The sequence below is a fragment of the Pseudarthrobacter sp. MOO13 genome (genome assembly GCF_058267655.1).
The window spans coordinates 1,511,470-1,535,989 of record NZ_CM177848.1; the positions used below are offsets into that span (position 1 = coordinate 1,511,470).

22 protein-coding genes and 2 tRNA genes are annotated in these 24,520 nt (G+C 67.8%); 15 read left to right on the forward strand and 9 right to left on the reverse strand.

Features of this window, described 5'->3' with window-relative positions; all coding sequences use genetic code 11:
* Window positions 1–77: 77 nt before the first annotated feature.
* The 4 genes from AC4EEO_RS07055 to AC4EEO_RS07070 all read right to left on the reverse strand — a co-directional run bounded on the left by AC4EEO_RS07055 (window position 78) and on the right by AC4EEO_RS07070 (window position 5,411).
* Window positions 78–2,606, reverse strand: coding sequence for an FtsX-like permease family protein (locus AC4EEO_RS07055; protein ID WP_491340161.1), 2,529 nt, complete (start codon window positions 2,604–2,606; stop codon window positions 78–80).
* Between the two features lie 2 nt (window positions 2,607–2,608).
* Window positions 2,609–3,385: an ABC transporter ATP-binding protein gene (locus tag AC4EEO_RS07060; RefSeq protein ID WP_026264225.1), complete on the reverse strand. Its 777-nt coding sequence runs from the start codon at window positions 3,383–3,385 to the stop codon at window positions 2,609–2,611.
* 101 nt (window positions 3,386–3,486) lie between these two features.
* Entirely contained in the window at window positions 3,487–4,215 is a 729-nt protein-coding gene (locus AC4EEO_RS07065) for a response regulator (protein WP_196803297.1), read from the reverse strand.
* A gap of 2 nt (window positions 4,216–4,217) precedes the next feature.
* Entirely contained in the window at window positions 4,218–5,411 is a 1,194-nt protein-coding gene (locus AC4EEO_RS07070) for a sensor histidine kinase (protein WP_109045019.1), read from the reverse strand.
* A gap of 151 nt (window positions 5,412–5,562) precedes the next feature.
* On the opposite strand from AC4EEO_RS07070, the gene AC4EEO_RS07075 reads away from it, so the two are divergent.
* Both AC4EEO_RS07075 and AC4EEO_RS07080 read left to right on the forward strand, forming a co-directional pair.
* Entirely contained in the window at window positions 5,563–6,615 is a 1,053-nt protein-coding gene (locus AC4EEO_RS07075; RefSeq protein WP_018760045.1) for a 3-isopropylmalate dehydrogenase, read from the forward strand.
* A 104-nt stretch (window positions 6,616–6,719) separates the two neighbouring features.
* Window positions 6,720–7,832: a branched-chain amino acid aminotransferase gene (locus AC4EEO_RS07080; RefSeq protein ID WP_133830865.1), complete on the forward strand. Its 1,113-nt coding sequence runs from the start codon at window positions 6,720–6,722 to the stop codon at window positions 7,830–7,832.
* 75 nt (window positions 7,833–7,907) lie between these two features.
* Here AC4EEO_RS07080 and AC4EEO_RS07085 read toward each other — a convergent pair whose 3' ends face one another.
* A complete protein-coding gene (locus tag AC4EEO_RS07085) occupies window positions 7,908–8,501 on the reverse strand; it encodes a hypothetical protein (protein ID WP_491340162.1) in 594 nt (197 codons plus the stop codon).
* A 138-nt stretch (window positions 8,502–8,639) separates the two neighbouring features.
* On the opposite strand from AC4EEO_RS07085, the gene AC4EEO_RS07090 reads away from it, so the two are divergent.
* The 4 genes from AC4EEO_RS07090 to AC4EEO_RS07105 are packed head-to-tail and all read left to right on the forward strand — an operon-like array spanning window position 8,640 to window position 12,567.
* On the forward strand, window positions 8,640–9,467 hold the full coding sequence (locus tag AC4EEO_RS07090; RefSeq protein ID WP_018760041.1) for an MBL fold metallo-hydrolase: 828 nt from the start codon (window positions 8,640–8,642) through the stop codon (window positions 9,465–9,467).
* 5 nt (window positions 9,468–9,472) lie between these two features.
* Complete coding sequence (locus tag AC4EEO_RS07095; RefSeq protein WP_018760040.1) at window positions 9,473–10,249, forward strand: fumarylacetoacetate hydrolase family protein; 777 nt, start codon at window positions 9,473–9,475, stop codon at window positions 10,247–10,249.
* A 57-nt stretch (window positions 10,250–10,306) separates the two neighbouring features.
* Window positions 10,307–11,821, forward strand: coding sequence for a glutamate--tRNA ligase (gltX, locus tag AC4EEO_RS07100; RefSeq protein ID WP_133830862.1), 1,515 nt, complete (start codon window positions 10,307–10,309; stop codon window positions 11,819–11,821).
* The gene (locus tag AC4EEO_RS07105; RefSeq protein ID WP_018760038.1) at window positions 11,821–12,567 is read left to right on the forward strand and encodes an HAD family hydrolase; all 747 of its coding nucleotides are present in this window, start codon (window positions 11,821–11,823) and stop codon (window positions 12,565–12,567) included. The genes gltX and AC4EEO_RS07105 overlap by 1 nt, the downstream gene beginning before the upstream one ends.
* Before the next feature lie 22 nt (window positions 12,568–12,589).
* Here the strand turns inward: AC4EEO_RS07105 and AC4EEO_RS07110 are convergent, their stop codons facing one another.
* A complete protein-coding gene (locus AC4EEO_RS07110) occupies window positions 12,590–14,140 on the reverse strand; it encodes a hypothetical protein (protein WP_491340163.1) in 1,551 nt (516 codons plus the stop codon).
* Between the two features lie 308 nt (window positions 14,141–14,448).
* Here AC4EEO_RS07110 and AC4EEO_RS07115 point away from each other — a divergent pair.
* Together AC4EEO_RS07115 and AC4EEO_RS07120 are read left to right on the forward strand one after the other, a co-directional pair.
* A tRNA-Gln gene (locus AC4EEO_RS07115) sits at window positions 14,449–14,520 on the forward strand.
* Between the two features lie 128 nt (window positions 14,521–14,648).
* A tRNA-Glu gene (locus tag AC4EEO_RS07120) sits at window positions 14,649–14,724 on the forward strand.
* Window positions 14,725–14,865: 141 nt separating this feature from the next.
* Here the strand turns inward: AC4EEO_RS07120 and AC4EEO_RS07125 are convergent.
* Entirely contained in the window at window positions 14,866–15,414 is a 549-nt protein-coding gene (locus tag AC4EEO_RS07125) for a DUF1697 domain-containing protein (protein WP_491340164.1), read from the reverse strand.
* A gap of 55 nt (window positions 15,415–15,469) precedes the next feature.
* Entirely contained in the window at window positions 15,470–16,189 is a 720-nt protein-coding gene (locus tag AC4EEO_RS07130; protein WP_009356552.1) for an IclR family transcriptional regulator, read from the reverse strand.
* 113 nt (window positions 16,190–16,302) lie between these two features.
* Between AC4EEO_RS07130 and leuC the strand changes: the two genes are divergently transcribed.
* From leuC to AC4EEO_RS07160, 6 genes are all read left to right on the forward strand, one after another.
* On the forward strand, window positions 16,303–17,775 hold the full coding sequence (gene leuC, locus AC4EEO_RS07135) for a 3-isopropylmalate dehydratase large subunit (RefSeq protein WP_491340165.1): 1,473 nt from the start codon (window positions 16,303–16,305) through the stop codon (window positions 17,773–17,775).
* Between the two features lie 9 nt (window positions 17,776–17,784).
* Entirely contained in the window at window positions 17,785–18,387 is a 603-nt protein-coding gene (gene leuD / locus AC4EEO_RS07140; RefSeq protein WP_018760034.1) for a 3-isopropylmalate dehydratase small subunit, read from the forward strand.
* A 147-nt stretch (window positions 18,388–18,534) separates the two neighbouring features.
* Window positions 18,535–19,860: a UDP-N-acetylglucosamine 1-carboxyvinyltransferase gene (murA, locus tag AC4EEO_RS07145; protein WP_026264222.1), complete on the forward strand. Its 1,326-nt coding sequence runs from the start codon at window positions 18,535–18,537 to the stop codon at window positions 19,858–19,860.
* 9 nt (window positions 19,861–19,869) lie between these two features.
* A complete protein-coding gene (locus AC4EEO_RS07150; RefSeq protein ID WP_026264221.1) occupies window positions 19,870–20,637 on the forward strand; it encodes a lysophospholipid acyltransferase family protein in 768 nt (255 codons plus the stop codon).
* A complete protein-coding gene (locus tag AC4EEO_RS07155; RefSeq protein ID WP_018760031.1) occupies window positions 20,634–21,683 on the forward strand; it encodes an NAD(P)H-dependent glycerol-3-phosphate dehydrogenase in 1,050 nt (349 codons plus the stop codon). Before AC4EEO_RS07150 ends, AC4EEO_RS07155 begins: the two co-directional genes overlap by 4 nt.
* Window positions 21,684–21,685: 2 nt before the next feature.
* Window positions 21,686–22,834: a D-alanine--D-alanine ligase family protein gene (locus AC4EEO_RS07160; RefSeq protein ID WP_285319883.1), complete on the forward strand. Its 1,149-nt coding sequence runs from the start codon at window positions 21,686–21,688 to the stop codon at window positions 22,832–22,834.
* A gap of 49 nt (window positions 22,835–22,883) precedes the next feature.
* Here the strand turns inward: AC4EEO_RS07160 and AC4EEO_RS07165 are convergent, their stop codons facing one another.
* Window positions 22,884–23,387, reverse strand: a complete 504-nt coding sequence (locus AC4EEO_RS07165; RefSeq protein ID WP_018760029.1) for a DUF3515 domain-containing protein — start codon at window positions 23,385–23,387, stop codon at window positions 22,884–22,886.
* Window positions 23,388–23,456: 69 nt separating this feature from the next.
* Between AC4EEO_RS07165 and thiL the strand changes: the two genes are divergently transcribed.
* Window positions 23,457–24,503 carry a thiamine-phosphate kinase gene (thiL, locus tag AC4EEO_RS07170; RefSeq protein WP_018760028.1) on the forward strand — a complete coding sequence of 349 codons (1,047 nt, stop codon included), beginning with the start codon at window positions 23,457–23,459 and terminating at the stop codon, window positions 24,501–24,503.
* The last annotated feature ends 17 nt before the right edge of the window (window positions 24,504–24,520 follow it).

Below are 24,520 nucleotides of genomic sequence, written 5' to 3' on the forward strand. Positions count from 1 at the left end.
GCGGATGAGGGCAGGTGGCGCGGACTTCCGCGCCACCTGCCCTTTCCCATTGCAGGCGCACTGGCCCGCCGTCACGGCTATGCGGTGGCAAGTCCCTCGACGGGTGACAGCCGTGCCGCGCGCCGGGCAGGAATGACCGACGCCAGCAGGCCGGCGACGACGGCCACCCCCAGCACGCCCAGCAACTGCAGCCAGGGGACGGAGGGGGTGACCTCGGCCAGGCTGCCGAGGGCCGACCGCGCGCCCAGCCAGCCGTAGATGCTGCCCAGGGCAGCACCAATCAATGCGGCGACGCCGGCCACCAGGGCTGCCTCGAGGGCCAGCATGCCCCGCAGCTGGCCCTTGGTAAGGCCCAGCGCCCGGAGCAGGGAGTTTTCCCTGGTCCGTTCGAGGACGGACAGCGACAGTGTATTGGCCACGCCGATCAGCGCGATCAGCACCGCCACCCCCAACAGGCCCGTGACCACCAAGAGCAGTACGTCGATGACCTCATTGAAGGTGACCCGCTCGATGGCGGCGCCGCTGACCGCACCCGCGGACACGCCTGCTGCCGCGGCAACAGCGGACTGGATGTCCTTGATCCGGTCCGCGGACAGGGAGCCGCCGGGAGCGTCGGCCAGGCGCAGCCACACGGCACTGGCCGCGGGACCGGTGCCATCTGTCCGCGCACTGTCGGTTGGGGCAACGCCACCGCCCGTCAGGCCCGACTGGCGGGCGGTGTCGGTGGAGACCAGTGCCGGGATGTTGCGGGTCCGCAAGACCACCGCTTCCAGGGAGGCCGGCCCGGCCGGCCCGGTGACCTCAACAGGGCCGGCCGTGGAGCCTTCCGGAAGGTAGATCCTGCCCGGCTCAAGGGTGAGCGCGGTGTCGCGGAGCAGCCGGCCGGCCTCTGCCGCGTCGAGGGCATAGACGGGGCTGCCCATCCCTTCGCCGGCCAAGGTGCCCGCTGCCGGCAGCAAAGCCGCGGTTGCGACGCCGTCCACCCGTGCCACTGCGTCACGCTCGGCGGCTGTCAGGGCATCCCCGGTGATCACCATATCCACGGGGTAGGTGCCGGCGAGGGCGTCATCGAACGCCTGCCGGGCAGTGGCAGCCCCGGACATCATCAGGGACACCAGCGTGACGCCGATCAAGAGGGCGGCAGCAGTGACGGAGGTCCGGGCCGGGTTGCGGACGGCATTGAGGGCGGCCAGCTTCCCGGGGACGCCGGCAGGAGAGGCCAACCGTCCCGCCAGGCCCACCAGCCGCGGCACGAACAGGGTGGCGCAGAGCAGGACGCCCACGAAGGAGAGCACGCCGCCGGCGAAGGCCACCACCAGCATCACGCCCGCGGCGCCGAGGGCCAGCAACGGAACCCCGAGGGCAAGGGCGGCAAGGCCCAGCACCAGCCGCACGCGGCCCCGCCGGTTCCCGATTCCGGCATCGTCAACCGGCCGCAGGGCAGCAAGCGGAGCCACGGCCGTGGCAGCTTTCGCGGGAACCAGGGCGGCGCCCAGGGTCAGGAGTGTGCCTGCCGCCAGCCCCGCATTGACGGACGACGGCGGGACGGCCATGGTGGCAAAAGCCATGTCCGGCTGCGTCCCGGCCCAGCCGATGAGGGCAGCCATCAGGGCGACGGCGGCGAGCACACCGGCGGCGGAGGAGACCAGGCCCACCACCAGGGCTTCGGCCAGGACCGAGTTGCGCACCTGGTTCCGGCCCGCCCCCAGGCACCTGAGCAGCGCCAGTTCCCTGGTGCGTTGGGCCACCAGCACCGCGAAGGTGTTGGTCACCACCAGTCCGGAGACAATCAGGGCGACCCCGGCGAATGCCAGCAGGATGATCGTCAGTTCATCCTGGCCTCCGGTCATCATCGCCACCTGGGCGGTGACTTGTTCGTCTGCTGTCTTCACCTGCACCCCGGCGCCGGCACCGGTGAGCGCCGCCGCCACGTTCTTGCTGGTTGCGGCTGCGTCGGAGCCCGAAGCCAGGGCCAGTTGGATGCTTCCGTAGCCAGCGGCGCCGGTACCACCTTGAGCGTCCCGGGCGCCGGCGGCCAGGGCACTGACGGCCGGTGTCCCGGCGAGGATCTGCGGGAGGGCAGAGGCGAAGGGGTCGTTGCTGCCGCGCAGGATCCCGGTGACGGTCATGGCCACTGTTGTGGCGGCGTCGGGGGCCTTGAGGGTCAGGGAGTCGCCGACGCGCAGCCCGTAGCGGGCGGCGGTAGCCCCGTCCACGGCGACGCCGTCAGCCCTCTCCGGGAGGGCGCCGTCGGTCACGGTCGCGGTTTCCAAGGCCATCGGCGCCAGGTTCCGGGCTTGCGCCAACACCTCCTGGCCGCCTGCGGTGAACTCGGCGTACGCCTGCATCCGGCCATAGGCCTCGGTCACGCCGGGCACCGCACGGGCTGCTGCCAGCGCGGCATCGTTGAAGGTTCCCGTGTCCGGGGTGGCGATGAGGCCGGCCTTGCTGTAGGCCTCCCCGAGGCTGGCACCCAGCGAAGCACGGGTACTCGCCCCGACCATCAGGGTGGTGGACAGGAACGCCACGGAGAGCATGACTGCCAGGCCGACGGCTATGAAGCGGCGGCTGTGGGACTGGAATTGCGAGAAGGCAACGCGCAGCACGCTCAGCCTCCCAGCTTGCCGAGGGCGGCCAGGACGGACCCGGCGGTGGGCTCGGCGATCTCGCCCACCAGGCCGCCGTCGTTCATCAGGACCACCCGGTCGGCGTAGCTGGCCGCCACCGGATCGTGGGTGACCATGATGATGGTCTGGCCCATTTCCCGGCTGCTGCGGCGCAGCAGTGCGAGGACCTCGCCGCCGGCGGTCGAATCGAGGTTGCCGGTGGGTTCGTCCCCGAACACCACGTCGGGACGGGTCAGCAGGGCCCGGGCTACGGCGACGCGCTGCTGCTGGCCGCCGGAGAGCTCATGCGGCCGGTGCCGGAGCCTGTCCTTGAGGCCGAGCGTGGCCACCACCGTGTCGAACCAGGCCGCGTCCGTGGCTTTGTTCGCCAGCGCCAGCGGCAATGTGATGTTCTGTTCGGCGGTCAGTGTGGGCACCAGGTTGAAGGCCTGGAACACGAATCCGATCCGGTCGCGGCGAAGCGCTGTCAGCTGTTTGTCATTGAGGGCCGTAATGTCTGTTCCGCCAACCAGGATCTGGCCGGAGTCGGCACTGTCGAGTCCAGCGAGGCAGTGCATCAGGGTGGACTTTCCGGAGCCGGAAGGGCCCATTATTGCGGTGAAGCGGCCGGCATCGAACGTGACGCTGACCTCGCGCAGGGCGCTGACGCGGGTGGCGCCGCGGCCGTACGTCTTGGCCAGGGAGAGGGCCTGCACGGCGGGAGCGGATGGGATGTTTTGCCTGTTCAAAGCAGTATGGGCATGCGCGGAAGTTGTCATGTTTCCACGCTATGGCCGGGCCCGGCGCCCGGGAATCGGCCGGTGGTCTGGTCCTGCCGGGGCCGGACTCATACCCAGGTCTGACACCACCGTGCCGGGCGTCAGCCTCCGGGAGTGACAACCCCGGTCTCGTAGGCGATCACGACTGCCTGGACCCGGTCGCGTGCCCCAAGCTTGGCCAGGATGTGCCCTACGTGCGTTTTGACGGTTGCTTCGGAGACAAACAGGTCTGCCCCGATCTCAGGGTTGGACCGACCTTGGGCCATGAGGGTGAAGACTTCGCGCTCGCGGGCTGTGAGCCGTTCGACGGCCTCCTGGTCCTCGGGCCGTTCGTTGCCCTGTGCGCGCAGCAGCGGGGCTACATGGTCCAGGAGCCGGCGGGTGGTGGAGGGGGCGATGACGGCGTCCCCGCGGTGCACTGTGCGGATGGCGTCCAGCAGTTCCTCCGGTGGTGCGTCCTTCAGGAGGAAACCGCTGGCTCCGGCTTCGATGGCCGCCAATGCGTACTCGTCCAGGTCGAAGGTCGTGAGCACCACGACGCGAAGTTCCGCCCTGGCAGACCCGGCCGGGGCGGAAGCGGCGCGTTCGATGAGCCTGCGGGTGGCCTCGATGCCGTCCATTCCCGGCATGCGCACGTCCATCAGGACGACGTCCGCGGCTGCTGCTCCGAGGGCCTGGAGTGCCTCGAGCCCGTTCCCGGCCTCGACCACGACGTCAAGGTCCGGCTGGGAGTTGATCAGCATGCTGAATCCCGAGCGCACCAGTTGCTGGTCATCGACCAGCGCCACGCGGATAGGAGCGGTGCTGTCGCGGTCTAGTGGCAAAGTCATGCTCAAGCCTCGGTGTAGGGAAGGAAGGCCGAAACCTGGAAGCCCCCGCCCGCGGCCGGGCCGGCCGCCAACGAACCATCGTAAAGGCTGATCCGCTCCCGCATGCCCCGCAGCCCGTTACCGCCGCCTTCCCCGGCTCCGACTGCCGGATGGGCAGAAGCGCCCCGGCCGTCGTCGTGCACCTCAAGCTGCAGCCCGCGCGGCTGCCACCGCACCAAGACCCGGGCCCGGGCTTGCGGACCTGCATGCTTGAGGACGTTCGTCAGGGATTCCTGGAGGACCCGGTATGCCGTGAGTTCGGCGCCCGGAGGCAGGGTGCGCCGCGGAGAACCAAGCTGTTCGACGTCCAGCGGAAGGCCTGCCGCACGGAACCCCAGGAACAGTTCATCGAGGTCCGCAAGTCCGGGCAACGGGCGGGTGGTGGACTCATCGCCGTGCCGCAGCACACCCAGGAGGCGGCGCATTTCGGCCAGTGACGTCCGTGCCGTGGCGGCAACCGTGGCCAGCGTCTCCGTGGCCACGGCGGGGTCGGCAGCCGCGGCGTACCGCGCACCGTCAGATTGCGTGATGATCACTGACAGGGAATGCGCCACGATGTCATGCATCTCACGGGCAATGTGCGCCCGTTCATCGGCTGCCGCCAGGGAGCGTTCCTGCTGCTGTTCGATTTCGAGCCGGCGGGCACGGTCCGCCAGGGTCTGCAGTTGCTGCCGGCGCACGCGTGTCAGGTCTCCGAGGGTCCAGCTGAACAGCACCAGCATCCAGATCAGGACCGTGTAGACAGCGCTGATGGTCAGGCCCAGCACGCCTGTCTCAGCTGTGCTGCTGAGATTGCGGGTTGTCAGCAGTACGCCGCCCAGCAGCCCCAGTCCCAGGACCGTACGGCTGGCCCGGGCAGGACCGTACGCGGCAACGGCATAGATAATCAGCGGAACAGCCAGCAGCCCGGCCAGCGGCTCCAGCCCTGTTGCCCACAAGACCAGGCACGCCAGTACGGTGGCGCCGGCCGCGTGCACGGGCCTGGTGCGCCGCCACGCCAGCGGCACCACCAGGGCGCAGGACAGCAGGAAGTGCCAGGGACGGTCCGCCATGAGGTAAACGGGACCGCACATCAGCAGGACCGCCAGCATGAGGACCAGGTCAACCCGGAAAGTGTTGACCCGGATCCAGTGATAAACCTTGTGCCGTAATTCCACCCCGGAACTCTATGCTGTCGTGGTGGCGAGTGCCTCATCCCTGGGGCTGATCCTTCTCCGGCCGCCGCGCCCGCCACGCCGCCCGCAGACGCCGTGTCCGAAATGTGGGACGGCTTGCCCACCATATGGATGACTTGGCTACCCTGATAACATGAGCGCATCCTCCATCGATCTTGCAGTTATTCCCGGCGACGGCATCGGCCCCGAAGTCATTGCCGAGGCCCTCAAAGTCCTCGAGAAGGCCGTGGCCGCGGAGGGCGTGCAGCTCAAGCCGACACATTACGAACTCGGCGCCGAGCACTGGCTCGCCACCGGCGAAACCCTGCCGGATCATGTCCTGGCGGACCTGAAGACGCGCGACGCGATCCTCTTCGGTGCCGTCGGCGCCGCCCCGGGCGACACCCGCATCCCCTCCGGAATCATCGAACGCGAACTGCTCCTCAAGCTCCGCTTCAGCCTGGACCACTTCGTCAACCTGCGGCCGTCGCGGCTTTACGGGACGGTCGGCAGCCCACTGGCCAACCCCGGGACCATCGACTTCATCGTGGTGCGTGAGGGAACCGAGGGGCCGTACGTGGGAAACGGCGGCACGCTGCGTGCCGGAACCCCGCACGAGGTCGCCACGGAAGTCTCCCTGAACACCGCACACGGTGTGGAGCGCGTGGTCCGCGACGCCTTCCGCCGCGCCAGCCTCCGCGAACGCAAGCACGTCACCCTGGTCCACAAGCACAACGTCCTGGTCTTCGCCGGGCATCTCTGGAAGCGCACCGTCGAGGCTGTCGCCCAGGAATTCCCGGGCGTCACCCACGACTACCTGCACGTTGATGCCGCCACCATCTTCATGGTCACGGACCCGTCCCGCTTCGACGTCATCGTCACCGACAACCTGTTCGGCGATATCATCACCGACCTCGCTGCCGCCGTCACCGGCGGCATCGGCCTGGCGGCGTCCGGCAACATCAACATGGACCGCACGGCGCCTTCCATGTTCGAGCCGGTCCACGGTTCGGCGCCGGACATCGCCGGCCAGGGCAAGGCCGACCCCACCGCGGCCATCCTCTCCGCGGCACTCCTGCTGGACCACCTGGGGTACGCGGAAGCCGCACGCCGGATCGAAGCCGCTGTGGTTGCCGACGTCGAACAGCGCGACGGAACCGCCCGCAGCACCAGCGCCGTCGGCGACGCCATCGCCGCCGGACTCTAGCCCACGCCGGGGGCTCCGGCTTCGGGCGTAAGCTTGACTCGAATCACCAAATGCCGCCTCGCTGTTCAGCGCTGAACCCCGGGGCGGCCGATCGTGGAGGAACCATGACTCAGACCGCCCATGGCGTCGAATTCACCCGGCAGCTTTCGGAGAACCCGAAGTCCGCCGAAGAGCGTGCAGCCATCCTGGCAAACCCGGGATTCGGCAACTACTTCACCGACCACACCGCCATCGTCGACTACAGCGTTGACGCGGACGGCAACGGCGGCTGGCACGATGCCCGGATCGAGCCCTACGGCCCGATCGTCCTGGACCCGTCGGCCGCCGTGTTCCACTACGGCCAGGAAATCTTCGAGGGACTCAAGGCGTACCGGCACGCTGACGGCTCCGTCTGGACGTTCCGGCCCGAGGCGAACGCGGCCCGGCTGAACAAGTCGGCCCGCCGGCTGGCCTTGCCCGAACTGCCGGCCGAATACTTCCTCGGCGCCATCCGCGAGCTGGTGGCTGCCGACAAGGAATGGGTTCCTTCCGGCGACGGCGAAGCCCTCTACCTGCGCCCCTTCATGATCGCCACCGAGGCGTTCCTGGGTGTCCGCGCCGCCCGCGAGGTGTCCTTCCGGGTGATCGCCTCTCCGGCCGGCAACTACTTCGGCGGCGAACTCAAGCCGGTCTCCATCTGGATCTCGCGCCAGTACGCCCGCGCCGGCCGCGGCGGCACCGGCGACGCCAAGTGCGGCGGGAACTACGCCGCCTCGCTCATCGCGCAGCAGGAGGCCGAGGCCAACGGCTGCAAGCAGGTCCTGTTCCTCGACCAGGCCAATGACAACGCCGTGGAAGAGCTGGGCGGCATGAACGTCTTCTTCGTCATGAAGGACGGCTCCCTGGTCACGCCCGCCCTCACCGGCACCATCCTGGAAGGCGTCACCCGGATGTCCGTGATCCAGGTGGCCAAGGACATGGGCCGTGACGTGGCGGAGCGGAAGATCACCCTTGACGAGTGGCGCGACGGCGTGGCCTCGGGCGATATTGCCGAAGTGTTCGCCTGCGGCACAGCTGCCGTGATCACCCCCATCGGGGTGCTGAAGGACGCCACCGAGTTCATTGGTTCCGAGGACGCCAAAGCCGGCGAAACCACCATGGCCATCCGCGAAAAGCTCCTGGGCATCCAGACCGGCGCCGAACCGGACACGCACGGCTGGCTGACACGCCTGGCCTAGGTTCTGCCCTGACGACGGCGCCTTCCGGACTTTTGTCCGGAAGGCGCCGTTTTACGTTGCCGCAGGGGTGCCGGGTCAGCGGCGCGCGGCTTTCCGGGCAGCGTTCCTCATCGCTTTGCGGGACACGGGCTTGAGTGCCTTGCGGGCAGCTTCTTCCGCCAGGGCGCGGTTGCGCCGGGCGTCGATCAGGTCGTTCCAGAGCGTGGTGGCAAAGACGCCGCCGTCCTGGGCGTAGACGTCGTAGGGATAGCCGGCGAAGACGGCGGGGGTGGGGCCGCTGGTGAACAGGTCCTTGCCGCCTGCCTGGGCCACTGCGTCGCCGACAGCCCAGGTCCGGGTCAGGTGGAGGATGAGGTTTTCCTGGACGAAGACGGCGGCGTCAGCGGAGCGGGAGGCCTGGTCCAGCAGCGCTTCCAGGTCCGCGGCGATCAGGGCGGCGCCGGCCTGGTCAGCGGGCGCGGAGGCGGCGGACAGTTCCGCCGTGATGCCGGTGACGGCGTCCGTCCAGTCGGTTGTCTCGCGGAACTTCCTCCAGGTGGGAAACCAGATGATGCTGCCGGTCGCGTGGTTGTGGATGTGCAGGAGGCCGGTGGCCTTTTCGGTCGCCGAATGGTCGTGGCCGTCCGCGTCCGCGCGGGCGAGAAGGTCGGCGAGTGAAGGTGTGCTCATGGGGCGGTGTCCGGCTTCCTGGTGGAGATCGTTGTGCTGTCACAGGTTGCCAACCCCCGCGGGCGGCCGATCTATTCCGCCGCTGCCCTCCGGGACAAGGGGGTGGGGGAGTGCGGGGCTTGATGCAAGGATGGATCAGTGACCCCACTTACCGGCCCCGGCCTGCAGCGCAGCTCCGGCCTTACCCAGTTCCTCCTGGCACCAAACCCGGGCCCCATGAGCCTGGACGGCACCAACTCCTACCTCCTGCGCGTCCCCGGCCGGTCCGCCGTCGTGGTGGTTGACCCGGGACCCAACGATGAACCGCACCTGGAGGCACTGTCGGGCGCCGGCGTCGTCGAACTGATCCTGGTCACGCACCGGCATGCGGACCATACTGCCGGTTCGGCCCGCCTGCACGAACTCACCGGAGCGCCGGTACGGGCAGCGGACCCAGGCCACTGCCATGGCGGCGGAGCGCCGCTGGCCGGCGGCGAACTGATCCAGGCAGCGGGACTGGATATCACGGTGCTGGCTGCCCCCGGCCACACTTCGGATTCCGTGTGCTTCCACCTGCCGGCCGACGGGCAGCACGGCTCGGTGCTGACCGGGGACACGGTCCTGGGCCGGGGCACCACCGTCCTGGACTTCCCTGACGGCACGCTGGGAGACTACCTCGCCACCCTGGACCGGTTGGAGGCCCTGGGGAACGCGACCGTGCTGCCGGCCCACGGCCCGGTATTGCCGTCCCTGCGGGACATCGTCCGGGAGTACCGCCGGCACCGCGAGGAGCGGCTGGCCCAGATCCGTGCCGCGCTCCGCGGCCTCGGCGGGGACGCATCCGTACCTGAGGTGGCGGACGCCGTCTATGCCGGCGTCGACCCTTCCGTCCGGCGCGCCGCCGAATTGTCCGTGGCCGCACAGCTTTCCTACCTTCGCGGGCACGAAGGCGGCAGGCAGGACGGCGCCGTCGAAACGGTAGGGTAGGAGCCATGCGTATTGCGAGGTTTGTTGTCGATTCCGATCCCCTGTACGGCGTTGTGGAAGGTGATAGCGGCAGTGAGGAAATCACTGTCATCCACGGCGACCCTTTCTTCAACGGTGTGGAGCGCACTTCCGTGCGCCACAAGCTGGAGGATGTCCGGCTGCTGGCGCCCATCATCCCGCGGAGCAAGGTCATCGGGGTGGGCAGGAACTTCGTGGAGCACGCACATGAGCTGGGCAACGAGGTGCCCGCCCAGCCGCTGCTGTTCCTGAAGCCCAACACCGCGGTGGTAGGTCCGAACGACCCCGTGGTCCTGCCGGAGTTTTCCGAAGAAGTCTCCTTTGAAGCCGAACTGTGCGTGGTGATCGGCCGGATCTGCAAGGACGTCCCCGAAGACCGCGTTGACGATGTCATCTTTGGCTACACGTGCGGCAACGACCTCACTGCCCGCGATGTCCAGAAGACGGACCTGCAGTGGACCCGCGCCAAGGGCTTCGACACCTCCGCTCCGCTGGGCCCGTGGATCGAGACGGACCTGGACACCGAGGACCTGCAGATCCAGGGCCGGCTCAACGGGGAAATCCGCCAGGACGGCAGCACCAGCCAGATGATCCGCGGCGTCCGGGAGCTCGTGTCCGTCGTCTCGCACGCGTTCACCCTGCTGCCCGGCGACGTGATCATGACCGGAACACCGGCCGGCGTGGGACTGGTCAAGGAAGGCGACCGCTTCGAGGTGGAAATCGAAGGCATCGGCCGGCTCTCCAACCCGATCGTCCGCCGCTGACCCCGGCTGCCGCGCGGAAGGCCGGAGGGCGGCCAGGCGGGTAAAGTTGAAGCCACTATGACTATCGCTTCTTCGTCGCTTGCCGCCTCCATTCCGCCCGTCACCGCCGAGACCCCCGTTCGCGTCCGGTTTTGCCCCTCGCCCACGGGGACCCCGCACGTCGGACTGATCCGGACCGCGCTCTTCAACTGGGCCTACGCCCGCCACACCAAGGGCACCCTGGTGTTCCGGATCGAGGACACGGACGCGGCCCGGGACAGCGAGGAAAGCTACCACCAGCTGCTGGACGCACTGAAGTGGCTGGGCATCGACTGGGACGAGGGTGTCGAGGTTGGCGGCCCGCACGAACCGTACCGGCAGTCCCAGCGCGGCGACATCTACCAGGACGTCATCAAGCGCCTTCACGACGCCGGATTCATTTACGAGTCCTTTTCCACCCCTGAGGAGATCGAGGCACGCCACCGCGCCGCCGGCCGGGACCCGAAGCTGGGCTACGACGGCTTCGACCGTCACCTGACCGAGGAACAGCTGGCACAGTACCGGGCCGAGGGCCGGCAGGCCGTCCTGCGCCTGCGCATGCCGGACGAGGACATCACGTTCACCGACCTGGTCCGCGGCGAAATTACGTTCAAGGCCGGATCGGTGCCCGACTTCGCCGTGGTGCGTGCCAACGGTGCCCCGTTGTACACCTTGGTCAACCCCGTGGACGACGCCCTGATGGGGATCACGCACGTGCTCCGCGGCGAAGACCTGCTCAGCTCCACGCCGCGCCAGGTCGCCCTCTACCGGGCCCTCTACGCCATCGGCGTCGCCGAGTACATGCCGGAGTTCGGCCACCTGCCGTACGTCATGGGCCAGGGCAACAAGAAGCTCTCCAAGCGGGACCCCGAGTCCAGCCTCTTCCTGCACCGCGAGCGGGGCTTCATCCCGGAAGGGCTGCTGAACTACCTTTCCCTGCTTGGCTGGTCGCTGAGCGCCGACGAAGACATCTTTACCGTCGAGCAGCTCGTTGAGCACTTCGACATCCACGACGTCCTGGGCAACCCCGCGCGTTTCGACCTGAAGAAGGCCGAGGCCATCAACGGCACGCACGTCCGGATGCTTGAGCCCAAGGTCTTCCGCGACCGGGTGGCGCACTACCTGCGCGACGCAGGCCTGGTGGGGGAGATCCTCACTGACCGCGAGGAAGAAATCCTCACCGAAGCCGCGCCGCTGATCCAGGAGCGCATCACGCTGCTGGGCGAGGCGCCGGACATGCTGGCTTTCCTGTTCAAGGCGGACGACGCCGTCGACGTCGCAGATGACGCCCGCAAGGGCCTTCCCGAGAACCTTTCCGAGGTGCTGGACGCGGCACTTGCCGCGCTGGAACCGGTGGCAGACTGGACAGCGGAGGGCATCCAGGCAGCCCTGAAGCAGGCCCTGGTGGAGGACCTTGGCATCAAACCGCGGCTCGCTTTCGGGCCCGTACGGACGGCTGTTTCCGGCCGGCGGATCTCCCCGCCCCTGTTCGAATCGATGGTCATCCTGGGCAAGGAGTCCTCCCTGCGCAGGCTCCGCGCCTTCCGCGGCTGATGACGGCACCGAGCGAAGCCCGGTCGGGTGCCCGGCATACGCCCTGGGGAGTGGTCAGGGGCGTCCTGTTCGACATCGACGACACCCTGGTGGACCTTGAGTACTCGATGACCACCGCCTTGCGCGAGGTCAGTGAACACCTCCTGCCCGGCCTGGACCAGGCTGGGTGGGAGCGGTTCGGCCGGATCTTCACCCATGAGACCACGCACTACTACGACCGCTACCTGGCCGGCGAGCTGACGTTCAACGAACAGCGCCTCCTCCGGGGCCGCGCCGCACTGGGCCACTTTGGCGTGGAACTGGGCGACGGCGATGAATCGCACCGCTGGCTGGCCGCGTACGTGGAAAAGCAGCCGTCCTATGTGAAGCCGTTCCCGGATGTTTCGCCGCTTCTTGACGTCTTGGACGCTGCCGGGATCCCGTACGGCGCCGTCAGCAACAACGTCCACGATTACCAGCGCGCCAAGCTGGACGGCGCCGGCCTTGAACGCGTGAAGCACCTCGTCGGAACTGACACCCTGGGCGTGGCCAAGCCGGATCCCGCCATCTACCTGGAAGGCGTCCGGCTCCTGGGCACCGTCCCGGCCGAGACGATGTACGTGGGCGATAACCGGCTGCTGGACGCGGAAGGCTCGACGGCGGCCGGACTGGTTGGCGTCTGGCTCAACCGGAACGCCGAGACCGCGGCCCACTTTGGTGGAACCGCGGTCACCACGTTGGCGGATCTCCTCCCGCTCTTCGCCTAAGTCCTGTCCGGGCGGCCGTCCATCAGGCGGCCTTAAGCCGGGCGGCGCGGCGAAGGAGGAGATATCCGCCAACGGCGGCTCCCACCAGCAGGGCGATCAGCAGCAATGCCGTGACGGGGCTGTCCAGCCAGGACGACGGCGACACGGCGGCCACCTTCGTGTGCAGTTCCTGCGTTCCGGCCGCGATCCTGGCATTGCCCTCGGCAAGCGTGCCGGCACCGTCCGCCAACTGGCCCGAACCGTCATCAAGCTTGCCGTTGCCGTCGGCGAGTTTCCCGGTTCCATCCGCCAGCTGGGCGGATCCCGACTGCAATTGTCCCGTGCCTTGGCTCAGCGCGGTGGTGCCCTCCGACAACGCCTCGGTCCCGGCCAGGAGTCCCGGGTTGGCAGGATCGCCGCCGCCGTTGACGCCGGCACTGAGCTTGGTGGTGCCGTCCTGGAGGTTGTTGGCGGCGTAGATCAGGCCGGGGCTGTCCGGATCGCCGGGGACGCCATCCATGCCGGTCCGGATCTTCGCCGTGCCATCCGCCAGCATCGAGGTACCCAGCACCACGCCGGGGTTTTGGGGGTCGGTGGCGTTGAGCTTCTCCGCCAGGGTGGCGAAGCCCGCCTTCAGCCGGCCCGCCCCGTCATCCAGCTGGGCGGCTCCCGCGGTCAGACTGCCGGTTCCGGCCTTGAGCTGCCCGGCTCCGTCGTTCAGCTTTGCTGCTCCCGCATCGAGCTGCCCCGCTCCCGCGTAGGCGCGTCGGCCGCCGTCGGCCAACTTGGCGATCTGGTCCTTGATGAGGGCCAGGGGAACCAGGCCCTGGGGCCCGTTCGCCGCTGCTTCCAGCTGGTCCAGCCCCTGGCTGAGCGCGGCCAGCCCGTCTCCCTTGGTTGGATCGTTCCCCGCGCCGGGGTAGCCCGTCAGCTGCGCTGTTCCGTTCTTCAACGCCGCTGTTCCTGCGCTCAGGCTGGTGGCGCCGGCGTCGAGCTGACCTGCGCCGGCCGCGAGCCGGCCCGTTCCCGCCGCCAGCTGTCCGGCGCCGTCGGCAAGGTTGTTGGGGGCGTTGCCGCCCGCGGTGGGGGTGAGCGCGGCGGACAGCGCGACGGCGCCGGCCTGGAGCTTCCGGGCTCCGTCATCCACCTGGTAGACGCCAGGGACGAGTTTGTTCAGGACGTCATTTTGCAGCTTGGTGGTGCCGGCATGAAGCTTGTCCACGCCGGGGGCGAGCTGGTCCCTGACACCTGAGTAGATCTTGCCCGCACCCGATTGCAGGGCGAGGGCTCCGTTGTTGAGTTGGGTGGTGCCGTCCTTGACCTTGAGCGATCCGTCCTGCACTTGCGCTGCGCCCTTGTTCGCTGCGCCTGCGCCCGCTGCCAGCCGGCCCGAGCCGTCCTTGAGCTGGGCGGCGCCCGCTGCGGCTTGTTCCGCCCCGTCCATCAGCTGGGCAGAGCCGTTGGCGATCTGGCCCGTGAGGTAGGTATAGAAGGCGAGGAAGAGGACGAGCAGGAGGGAGAGGGCCATGATGGCGATGAATTGTGGCCGGGGTTTGCGGGTTGCGGCTGCAATGGCTGCTGTACGGGTTGTCAACGCTGACACTTCCTAACTTCCGCCGGACAGCGGTGTCCGGTGGCGAAACCGTGGTTGGCAGGGCGGTCCCTTGACCTCGTGGGTGCCCGTGGAAACAGGGCAGGGGGCTTGTTACTGATCGGTAACTTACTCGAGGGTAACCATAACGGTGGATGCCGGGCAAGGGTTTGGACGGTTCGCTTTCGCGAAGCCCGGAGGCGCAGGCCGCGCCGGATTTGTGCGAGCCCCAAGTCTCGGGTAAAGTAATTTCTCGTGCTGAGGCGCACGGAGCAGGGAAAACGCCCTGGAATCCGGCCCGAAAGTGCCATTGGGATATGGTGTAATTGGCAACACTACGGTTTCTGGTACCGTCATTCTAGGTTCGAGTCCTGGTATCCCAGCTCTGGTTTGAAGCCCATTCGGGCAGGCAAAACAGAAGGTTTCCACTCGGTTCGCCGATTTGAAACCACGGCAAAGTGTGTGAAATACTCACTGAGCCGAGCAGCGGAAACGCTGCCGGAAAGTACGCGGCCCCATCGTATAGCGGCCTAGTACGCCGCCCTCTCACGGCGGTAACGCGGGTTCGAATCCCGCTGGGGTCACCATGGAATGGTCCCGGGCATCAGCCCGGGACCATTTTTTATTTGCCCGAAATTCGCTGGCGGACAATCCCCGCTCAATGGACTGAACCCCGCGCCGCCCGGCGGGGAGTGGTCCTCCGTGCGGGGAGTCTTCCGCGGAGCCGCTTAGGAGTCCGCCTCCAATGCGGCCGCTGCATCCCGGACCTTGATCAGGGTGCGCAGGTTGCGGGTGGTGGTAGCGGCCTTGAACCTGGACTTCGAGCTGACCTTGCTGAAGGGGCTGTCCAGGGTGCCCCCCACCGGGGCCAGCCACGCCAGCGCTTCAGGTCCAAGGCGCTTCTGGTCCTGGCCCTCTATGGCTGCGCCGGCCGCTTCCAGTTCGTCCAGGACGGCGGTATCCGACGAGAAGGTGATGTAGGTGTGGGTGGATTTGTCATCCTCCGGATAAGGGCAGGCATCCACCAGTTCGGCCACTCGTCCGCCGTCCACGACGACCACCCAGGCTTCATAACCGAACGCTGCCCGGAGGCATTCTTCGGCTTCGCGTTTGACGCCGGTTGCATCCAGGCTGCTGGTCAGCACCACGTTCCCGCTGGCCAGCATAGTCCTGGCATCGGCGAAGCCCGAAGCTTTCAGTGCGTCCCGGAGGTCCGCCATTTTGATGTTGATTCCGCCAACATTGATTCCACGGAGGAAGACTGCGTAGCTGCCCATGGCCACAGCCTAGTGGCCGCGCCGTCCGCAGGAGCGGACAACGCGGCGGATCCCCTTAGTCGTTGTTCTTGCGCAGGGCTTCGGTGAGGATGCGGCCGGCGTTGCAGACCACCTCCGCGTGCAGGCGCCCCGGCTGGCGGGTCAGCCGCTCGATCGGGCCGGAAATTGAGACGGCGGCGATCACCCGGCCGGACGGTCCCCGCACCGGCGCGGAGACGGAGGCGACACCGGGCTCACGTTCGCCGAGGCTCTGTCCCCAGCCGCGTCGTCGTACGCCTGCCAGGACGGTGGGCGTGAAGCGAGCTGACTGCAGGCCCTCGAGCAGCCGGTCGTGGTCCTCCCAGGCGAGAAGCACCTGGGCGGCGGAGCCGGCCTTCATGGACAGCTGCGTGCCCACCGGGATGGTGTCGCGCAGGCCGATGGGGCGCTCGGCGGAGGCAACGCACACGCGCCAGTCGCCCTGCCGGCGGAAGATCTGGGCGCTTTCGCCCGTGGCGTCCCGCAGCTGCATGAGGACGGGACCGGCGGAGGCGATCAGGCGGTCCTCGCCCGCGGCCGAGGCCAGTTCCACCAGCCGGCTGCCAAGGACGAACCGGCCCTGGATATCGCGGCTCACCAGCCGGTGGTGGACGAGTGCCAGCGCGAGCCGGTGAACCGTGGGCCGGGCCAGCCCGGTGGCGGCCACAAGCTGTGCCAGCGTGGTGGGGCCGGCCTCGAGTGCATCGAGCACCTGGGCTGCTTTATCAATGACGCCGACTCCACTAGAATTGTCCATGTAATGATATTGCCGTCTCAATATCTGAGATGCAAATCTTTCGGCTGGCGCAGTGCGGAGCCGTCCTGATTCAGTTGGACTCAACAGCCAAACAGCAGTGAAGGGAGATGGCCATGGCAAAGACATTGGCCGAGAAAGTCTGGGACGCGCACGTGGTGCGCAAAGGCGACGGCGAAGGAGCCAACGCCCAGCCCGACCTCCTCTTTATCGATCTCCACCTGGTCCACGAAGTTACCTCCCCGCAGGCCTTCGAAGGGCTGCGGCTCGCCGGCCGCCCGCTGCGCCGGCCGGACCTGACCATTGCCACCGAGGACCACAACACCCCCACGCTGGACATCGACAAGCCGATTGCCGACCTCACCAGCCGGACCCAGATCCAGACCCTGCGCAACAACTGCGCCGAGTTCGGCGTCCGCCTGCACAGCCTCGGCGACGCCGAACAGGGCATCGTCCACGTGGTCGGCCCGCAGCTCGGCCTGACCCAACCCGGCATGACGGTGGTCTGCGGCGACTCGCACACCTCCACGCACGGCGCCTTCGGCGCGCTGGCCATGGGTATCGGCACCTCCGAGGTGGAGCACGTCATGGCCACCCAGACCCTGTCCCTGAAGCCCTTCAAGACCATGGCCATCAACGTCGAGGGCACGTTGCGCCCGGGCGTTACTGCCAAGGACATCATCCTCGCCGTGATCGCCAAGATCGGCACCGGCGGCGGCCAGGGCTACGTCCTGGAATACCGCGGCTCCGCCATCCGCGCGCTCTCCATGGAAGCCCGGATGACCATCTGCAACATGTCCATCGAGGCCGGCGCCCGGGCCGGTATGGTGGCCCCGGACGAGACCACCTACGAGTACATGAAGGGCCGCCCCCACGCGCCGGAAGGCGCGGAGTGGGACGCCGCCGTCGAGTACTGGAACACGCTGCGTACCGACGACGACGCCACCTTCGACGTGCAGGTGGACCTGGACGCCAACACGCTTGAGCCGTTCGTCACCTGGGGCACCAACCCGGGCCAGGGTGTGTCCCTGTCCGGGTCCGTCCCGTCACCGGAGGACTTCGGCGACGAAAACGCCAAGGCCGCTGCCGAGCGCGCCCTGCAGTACATGGGACTCGAAGCCGGCACGCCCATGAAGGACATCCGCGTGGACACCGTCTTCCTGGGCTCCTGCACCAACTCCCGGATGGAGGACCTGCGCGCCGCTGCCGACATCATCCGCGGCCGGCAAAAGGACCCCAACATCCGGATGCTGGTGGTCCCGGGCTCCGCCCGCGTCCGGCTCGAAGCGGAAGCCGAGGGGCTGGACAAGGTCTTCAAGGACTTTGGTGCCGAGTGGCGCTTTGCCGGCTGCTCCATGTGCCTGGGCATGAACCCGGACCAGCTGGAAGTGGGGGAGCGTTGCGCCTCAACCTCCAACCGCAACTTCGAGGGCCGGCAGGGCAAGGGCGGCCGCACCCACCTGGTTTCCCCGGTGGTGGCAGCAGCCACGGCCGTCCGGGGCACGCTCAGCTCGCCGTCGGACCTTGACCCGGCTCCCGAGCCGGCGGTTCAGCCTGTCGAAACCCCATCCGCAAGCCACGCAGCCTAGGACAGCACCATGGAAAAGTTCACCAAGCACACCGGCGTTGGCGTCCCGCTGCGCCAGAGCAACGTCGACACCGACCAGATCATCCCGGCGGTGTACCTCAAGCGCATCACCCGGACCGGGTTCGAGGACGCCCTGTTCTCCGCCTGGCGGAAAGACCCCTCGTTCATCCTGAACCAGGAGCCCTACACTACCGGTTCGGTGCTGGTGGCAGGCCCGGACTTTGGCACCGGTTCCTCCCGCGAACACGCCGTCTGGGCGCTGAAGGACTACGGTTTCAAGGCCGTCCTGTCTTCCCGCTTCGCCGACATCTTCCGCGGCAATTCCGGCAAGCAGGGCCTGCTGGCCGCCCAGGTGGCCCAGGATGACATTGAACTGATCTGGAAAGAGCTGGAGAACGCGCCCGGAACCGAAGTCACGGTGGACCTTGAGTCAAAGACCGTCGTGTGCGGCCCCATCGTGGCGCCTTTCGAGATCGACGACTACACCCGTTGGCGGCTGCTGGAAGGCCTGGACGACATCGGGCTGACCCTCCAGCATGAAGCCGACATCACGGCCTACGAGGCCACCCGGCCCAGCTTCAAGCCGAAGACGCTTCCCGCCCGGCTGTCCTAGCACGCAGGAACGGGCCCGGCGGCAGGAAACACCCCGCCACGGACTGCCGCCGGTGCCCGCTTATTTCGGTTCGGTAACACGACCTCCTATGCTTGGTTGGAGCCTTTGCAAGGATTTGTGGGCTAGTGATCGTGAGGAAACCGGTATATGAGTAGTGTTCTGACAATCCGCGGCGGAGTCCCGCTTACAGGCCGCGTCAGCGTCCGCGGGGCAAAGAATCTTGTACCGAAGGCCATGGTGGCAGCACTGCTGGGCAACGAACCCTCGGTGTTGCGCAACGTGCCGGAGATCAAGGACGTCGAGGTCGTCACGTCCCTGCTGAAGCTGCATGGCGTGACCGTGGAGAAGGACCCGGTCAGCGGAGACCTTACCCTCGATCCGACGTCGGCGAAGACGGCCTCAAGCACCGCCATCGATGCGCACGCCGGCGATTCCCGGATCCCCATCCTGCTGTGCGGCCCCCTGATCCACGCCATTGGGGAAGCGTTCATCCCCGACCTCGGCGGCTGCAAGATCGGCGACCGCCCCATCGACTACCACCTGGACGTCCTGCGCCAGTTTGGCGCCGTCGTGGAAAAGCGCCCCGGCGGGATCCACATCTCGGCACCCAAGGGACTGCACGGCGCCAAGATCTCGCTGCCGTACCCGTCCGTCGGAGCCACCGAGCAGGTCCTCCTCAGCGCCACCCGCGCGGAAGGCATCACGGAGCTCTCCGGTGCCGCCACCGAGCCCGAGGTCATCGACCTGATCGCCGTGCTGCAGAAGATGGGCGCCATCATCAGCGTCCAGACGGACCGGACCATCCGCATTGAGGGCGTCCGCGATCTGGGCGGCTACAACCACCGCGCGCTCTCGGACCGCAACGAGTCCGCATCCTGGGCCTCGGCCGCCCTGGTTACCCGCGGCGACATCTTCGTTGAAGGCGCATCCCAGCGCGACATGATGACCTTCCTGAACACCTACCGCAAAGTGGGCGGCGGGATGGACATCGGCGAGGACGGCATCCGGTTCTACCACAAGGGCGGCAAGCTCAACCCGCTGGTCCTTGAAACAGACGTGCACCCCGGGTTCATGACGGACTGGCAGCAGCCGCTGGTGGTCGCGTTGACCCAGGCCGAGGGCGTATCAATCGTCCACGAAACGGTATACGAGAACCGCTTTGGCTTCACCGACGCCCTCATCCGCATGGGCGCCAGCATCCAGGTCCACCGGGAGTGCCTCGGCAGCGTCCCGTGCCGGTTCGGCCAGCGCAACTTCCTGCACTCGGCCGTTATCTCCGGTCCCACCCAGCTCAAGGGAACGGATATCGACGTGCCGGACCTGCGCGGCGGGTTCAGCCATCTCATCGCCGCCCTGGCCGCCACCGGAACTTCCCGGGTCACGGGCATCGACATCATCAACCGCGGCTACGAGCGCTTCACCGAAAAGCTCGCCGGCCTCGGTGCCGACTTCGACATCGCCACCACGAAGTAGCGGCGGACCGTGAAGGAAACTGCCAAAAGCAGGGCCACGTTTGTGTTCATCGCCGGGATCGCCCGCCCGCTGCTGAACCTCATGATGGCCAAGAAATGGGAAGGCACCGAGAAACTGCCTGCCGGCGGCTTCATTGCCGCGCCCAACCACTGCACCGAGATCGATCCCCTGGTTGTGGGCCACATGCTTTACAACCAAGGGCGTGCCCCGCACTTCCTGGCCAAGGCCGGCCTGTTCAAAGTCCCCGGCCTGGGCTGGCTCCTGAACGCGACCAAGCAGGTCCCCGTTGAGCGTTCGACGACGGGCGCGAACCGGTCGCTGCAGGTGGCCCAGGAGATCGTGGCCGAGGGCGGAGCAATCATCATCTATCCGGAGGGCACATTGACCCGCGACCCCGCACTCTGGCCCATGAAAGGCCATACGGGTGCGGCCAGGCTCGCCCTTGAAGGCGGAATTCCCGTCGTCCCGATCGCCCACTGGGGCGCCCATGAGGTGTTCCCCCGCTACGGCAAGCGGTTCCACGTGTTCCCGCGGAAGCTCTCCCGGGTAGTGGTGGGGGACCCGGTGGACCTCAGCGCCTTCAGCGGCCGCCCGTTGGACAAAGCGACGCTGACCGAAGCCACCGAGGTCATCATGGCCGCGATCACCGGCCTGCTGGCGGGCCTCCGCGGCGAACAGCCGCCGGCCGAACGCTGGGATCCGGCCAAGCAGCAACAAGCCAAGCACGGACGGTTCATCGACCGCGGACAGCCCGGCCCGGAAACGGAAGCACAGTGACCGTTGACCGAAAGCCGGGATCGGCCCGGACTGTGGCTGTCCTGGGCGCCGGTTCGTGGGGGACCACCTTCGCCAAGATCCTCGCAGACGCAGCCGGGGCCGCCGGCAGCCCGCGCGGGATCAAGGTGTGGGGCAGGCGCGCCGAGGTGGTGGACCAGATCAACCGGGACCACCGCAACAGCGACTACCTCAAGGACATCGTCCTGCCCGCCAGCATCACCGCTTCCACCGACGTCCGGGAGGTGCTGGCCGGGGCCGATCTTGTGGTGGTGGCCGTCCCTGCCCAATCCCTCCGCCCGCAGCTGCGGGAGTGGAAGGACATGATCGAGCCCGGAGCCGTCGTCGTATCCCTCATGAAGGGCCTCGAACTTGGCACGGATGCCCGCATGAGCGAGGTCATCAGCCAGGAACTGGGCCTGCCGCCCGAACGCATCGCCGTGGTCTCCGGACCCAACCTGGCCATGGAAATCGCGCGCGAAGAGCCGACGGCGTCGGTAGTGGCCTGCACGGATTCCGCGACCGCCGGATGGCTCGCACGGACCTGCACGGCACCGTACTTCCGTCCCTACACCACGTCGGACGTCGTCGGGGTCGAAATCGGCGGCATCGTCAAGAACGTGATCGCGCTGGCCGTGGGCATCTGCGAAGGCAAGGAAATGGGAGACAACACCAAAGCCTCGGTCATTACCCGCGGCCTGGCGGAGACCTCCCGCCTTGCGCTGGCCCTCGGCGGCGAAGCCAAGACCATGGCCGGCCTTGCCGGGCTCGGGGATCTGGTGGCGACCTGCTCATCCGCGTTGTCCCGCAACCACACCGCCGGCCGGCTCCTCGGCCAGGGGCTGACCCTGGAGGAGGTGGGCCGCAAAATGACCCAGACCGCCGAAGGCATCAAGTCCGGCCAGGCCGTGCACGAACTTGCCGGTAAGCTCGGCGTCGAAATGCCTATCACCGCCGCCGTCGTCGCGGTGCTGGCAGGCAAGCTGTCCGTTGACCAACTGGGGCCTGTCCTGCTGTCCCGGGAATTGAAACCTGAAGGCGATCACTGACCATGTCCCAAGACACACCCACCACAGGGGAAACGGCGAGCAGCAGGAAACCGCGGGTAGCCGTGCTGTTCGGCGGCCGTTCCAGCGAGCACGCCGTAAGTTGCGTGACGGCAGCCGGCGTGCTCGGCGCCATCGACAGGGACAAGTACGAGGTCATCCCGATCGGGATCGCCAAGACCGGGCAATGGGTCCTGGCGCCGGCCGATACCGCGCAATGGTCCCTGGCGGCCTCATCGTTGCCGGAAGTTTCGCCGTCTGCCCAGACCGTGACCCTGGCCGAGATCGGCGGCGAACACCAGTTGATTGTCGCTTCCCCCAACGAAGTACCCCAGGAACTGGGTGCCGTGGACGTCGTCTTCCCGCTCCTGCACGGACCCTTCGGCGAAGACGGCACCATCCAGGGGCTCCTGGAATTGTCGGACACCCGCTACGTCGGCGCCGGTGTCCTGGCTTCCGCCGTCGGCATGGACAAGCACTACATGAAAGTGGTCTTCGAAGCCGCCGGGCTCCGCGTTGGCCCCTACCTGGCGGTCACCGACAGGCAATGGCGCAATGACCCCGAATCCGTCCGCAAACAGGTGGACCGGCTGGGCTTCCCCGTTTTCGTCAAGCCCGCACGCGCTGGCTCATCCATGGGCATTTCCAAAGTGGACTCCCTCGACGAGCTCGACGCCGCGATTGAGGAAGCACGCCGGCACGACCTCAAACTGGTCATCGAGGCCGGAATCGTGGGACGCGAAATTGAGTGTGCGGTCTTGGAAGGCAGGGGAACGGACGCTCCCCGGACCTCCATGCCGGGGGAGATATCAGTCGCCGGCGGCACCCACGAGTTCTATGATTTCAACGCCAAGTACGTCGAGGACGATGCCGCCGCGCTGAGTTGCCCGGCGGACATTCCGGCGGAAGCCATCTCGAGGGTCCGTGAGCTCGCTGCGCTGGCCTTCGAAGCCGTGGGCGCTGAGGGCTTGAGCCGGGTCGACTTCTTCTACACCCCCGACGGCGAGCTGATCATCAATGAGATCAACACCATGCCCGGGTTCACGCCCAAGAGCATGTACCCGCAAATGTGGGCGGCCTCGGGACTTGGCTACGCAGACCTGATCGATGAGCTCATCCACCTGGCGCTGCACCGGAAGACCGGCCTCCGCTGAGGCCTCGGGCTGGACTGCGGGCCCATCCCGGTGGGTGGGCCCGCAGAACCTACTTGCTCTGCGGGAGGTTCTGCAGGTCTTCCTGGCCCACGCAGTTCCGCACCGACGGGACCTTCGCGGCGGCGCCCGCGAGGTCCGCAAGGACGGTTGCGGAGCTGATCTTGTCCGGGTCCATGAGGATCTCGGTGGCCGGTTCCCGGCCGTAAGTGGTCAGCGTCCACACCGGGTCGCCTTCCTTGATGACCCAGTCGACGCCGTTGACGGTCACACAGCGGTCCGTCGTCGGACCCGGTACGTTGACGCCGCAGCGGAGGATGACCAGCGACGGATCACCCCACGCGGCAGTTGCCTGGCTGTTGGTCTTTCGCAGCCGGGAATCGCCGATCGCATCCGGCAGGGCCACCATCATGGGCGCGCAGGCAGGGTTTGCCGCGTCCTTGGCGGCGGTAACGTCGACTGCGGGGGAGCACGCAGTCATGGACAGGGCAACGACTGCCCCAAAAACTGCCATCCTGGTGGCGCGGGCGGTCAGGGGCAGCTGGGGATGGTGCATGGTTCCAGCCTATCGCCGCCGGCGCCCCCGCCAGGACACGATGTCGGCCGGTCGCGGTAGCGTAGTGGCGTGCCTGAAGACCTCCGAAACCGCGTTGACCGCCAGCCCACCGTCGCGGGCCTTTCCGAATCAGACCTGCTGGCCCGGATCTTCCCGCGCCTGCGGATGGCGGGCTCCCACACGGCAAGCACGCTGCTGGGCCCTGGAGACGATGCCGCCATCGTCGCTGCCCCGGACGGCAGGGCCGTGGTCAGCATCGACACCCAAGTCCAGGACCAGGATTTCCGCCTCCTCTGGCCCAACGGCTACCGCACCACAGGATTCGACGTCGGGTGGAAAGCCGCCGCACAGAACCTCAGCGACATCAACGCGATGGGTGCCACCGCCACCTCGATGGTGGTCAGCCTCACCCTGCCGGTGGACACGCCGGTCAGCTGGGTGGAAGACCTGGCGGACGGCCTGAGAGCCGGAATCCAGGCCCTCGGAGCCACCGGGTGTTCCGTTGCCGGCGGGGACCTGGGCCGAGGCCGCGAAATTTCCGTGACGGTCGCCGTCCTGGGATCGCTCGACGGCGGCCGGGCTGTCCTGCGTTCCGGGGCCCGGCCGGGAGACATCCTGGCCTTGGCGGGAACCGTCGGGCACGCCGCTGCCGGCCTGGCCCTGCTGGAATCCGGCATCGCCGCGGACACCCTCGGCCCCGCCGAACGGATCTACCCCGAGCTGCAGTGCCGGCCCCGGCCGCCCCTGTGGGCGGGACCGGCTGCACGGGCGGCGGGGGCGACTGCCATGCTTGATATCTCGGACGGACTCCTGCGGGACGGGCACCGGCTGGCGGCCGCCAGCAACGTCGCCGTTGACCTCGATCCCGCCCGGCTGGCGCACCTTGCCGAACTGCTGCGCCCGGCCGCGACCCTCCTGGACGCGGACCCGGCACCCTGGGTGCTGGCCGGCGGCGAGGACCACGGCCTGCTGGCCACTTTCCCGGCCGGTATTCAGCTGCCACCCGGATTCACTGCGATAGGCTCGGTACATGCACTCGGAACCGACGAAGGCCCGGGCGTCCTGATAGCGGGCCGGGCCGCGGACACCGGGGGATGGGATCACTTTGCACACTAAGGTTGCCGCCAACGCGC

What these genes read in the sequence shown, in the direction of transcription:
- AC4EEO_RS07060 (WP_026264225.1), bottom strand. Translation starts at nt 3,385, where the DNA reads ATGACAACTTCCGCGCATGCCCATACTGCTTTGAACAGGCAAAACATC.
- AC4EEO_RS07065 (WP_196803297.1), bottom strand. Translation starts at nt 4,215, where the DNA reads ATGACTTTGCCACTAGACCGCGACAGCACCGCTCCTATCCGCGTGGCG.
- AC4EEO_RS07075 (WP_018760045.1), top strand. Translation starts at nt 5,563, where the DNA reads ATGAGCGCATCCTCCATCGATCTTGCAGTTATTCCCGGCGACGGCATC.
- AC4EEO_RS07080 (WP_133830865.1), top strand. Translation starts at nt 6,720, where the DNA reads ATGACTCAGACCGCCCATGGCGTCGAATTCACCCGGCAGCTTTCGGAG.
- AC4EEO_RS07085 (WP_491340162.1), bottom strand. Translation starts at nt 8,501, where the DNA reads ATGAGCACACCTTCACTCGCCGACCTTCTCGCCCGCGCGGACGCGGAC.
- AC4EEO_RS07095 (WP_018760040.1), top strand. Translation starts at nt 9,473, where the DNA reads ATGCGTATTGCGAGGTTTGTTGTCGATTCCGATCCCCTGTACGGCGTT.
- gltX (WP_133830862.1), top strand. Translation starts at nt 10,307, where the DNA reads ATGACTATCGCTTCTTCGTCGCTTGCCGCCTCCATTCCGCCCGTCACC.
- AC4EEO_RS07105 (WP_018760038.1), top strand. Translation starts at nt 11,821, where the DNA reads ATGACGGCACCGAGCGAAGCCCGGTCGGGTGCCCGGCATACGCCCTGG.
- AC4EEO_RS07125 (WP_491340164.1), bottom strand. Translation starts at nt 15,414, where the DNA reads ATGGGCAGCTACGCAGTCTTCCTCCGTGGAATCAATGTTGGCGGAATC.
- AC4EEO_RS07130 (WP_009356552.1), bottom strand. Translation starts at nt 16,189, where the DNA reads ATGGACAATTCTAGTGGAGTCGGCGTCATTGATAAAGCAGCCCAGGTG.
- leuC (WP_491340165.1), top strand. Translation starts at nt 16,303, where the DNA reads ATGGCAAAGACATTGGCCGAGAAAGTCTGGGACGCGCACGTGGTGCGC.
- leuD (WP_018760034.1), top strand. Translation starts at nt 17,785, where the DNA reads ATGGAAAAGTTCACCAAGCACACCGGCGTTGGCGTCCCGCTGCGCCAG.
- murA (WP_026264222.1), top strand. Translation starts at nt 18,535, where the DNA reads ATGAGTAGTGTTCTGACAATCCGCGGCGGAGTCCCGCTTACAGGCCGC.
- AC4EEO_RS07160 (WP_285319883.1), top strand. Translation starts at nt 21,686, where the DNA reads ATGTCCCAAGACACACCCACCACAGGGGAAACGGCGAGCAGCAGGAAA.
- AC4EEO_RS07165 (WP_018760029.1), bottom strand. Translation starts at nt 23,387, where the DNA reads ATGCACCATCCCCAGCTGCCCCTGACCGCCCGCGCCACCAGGATGGCA.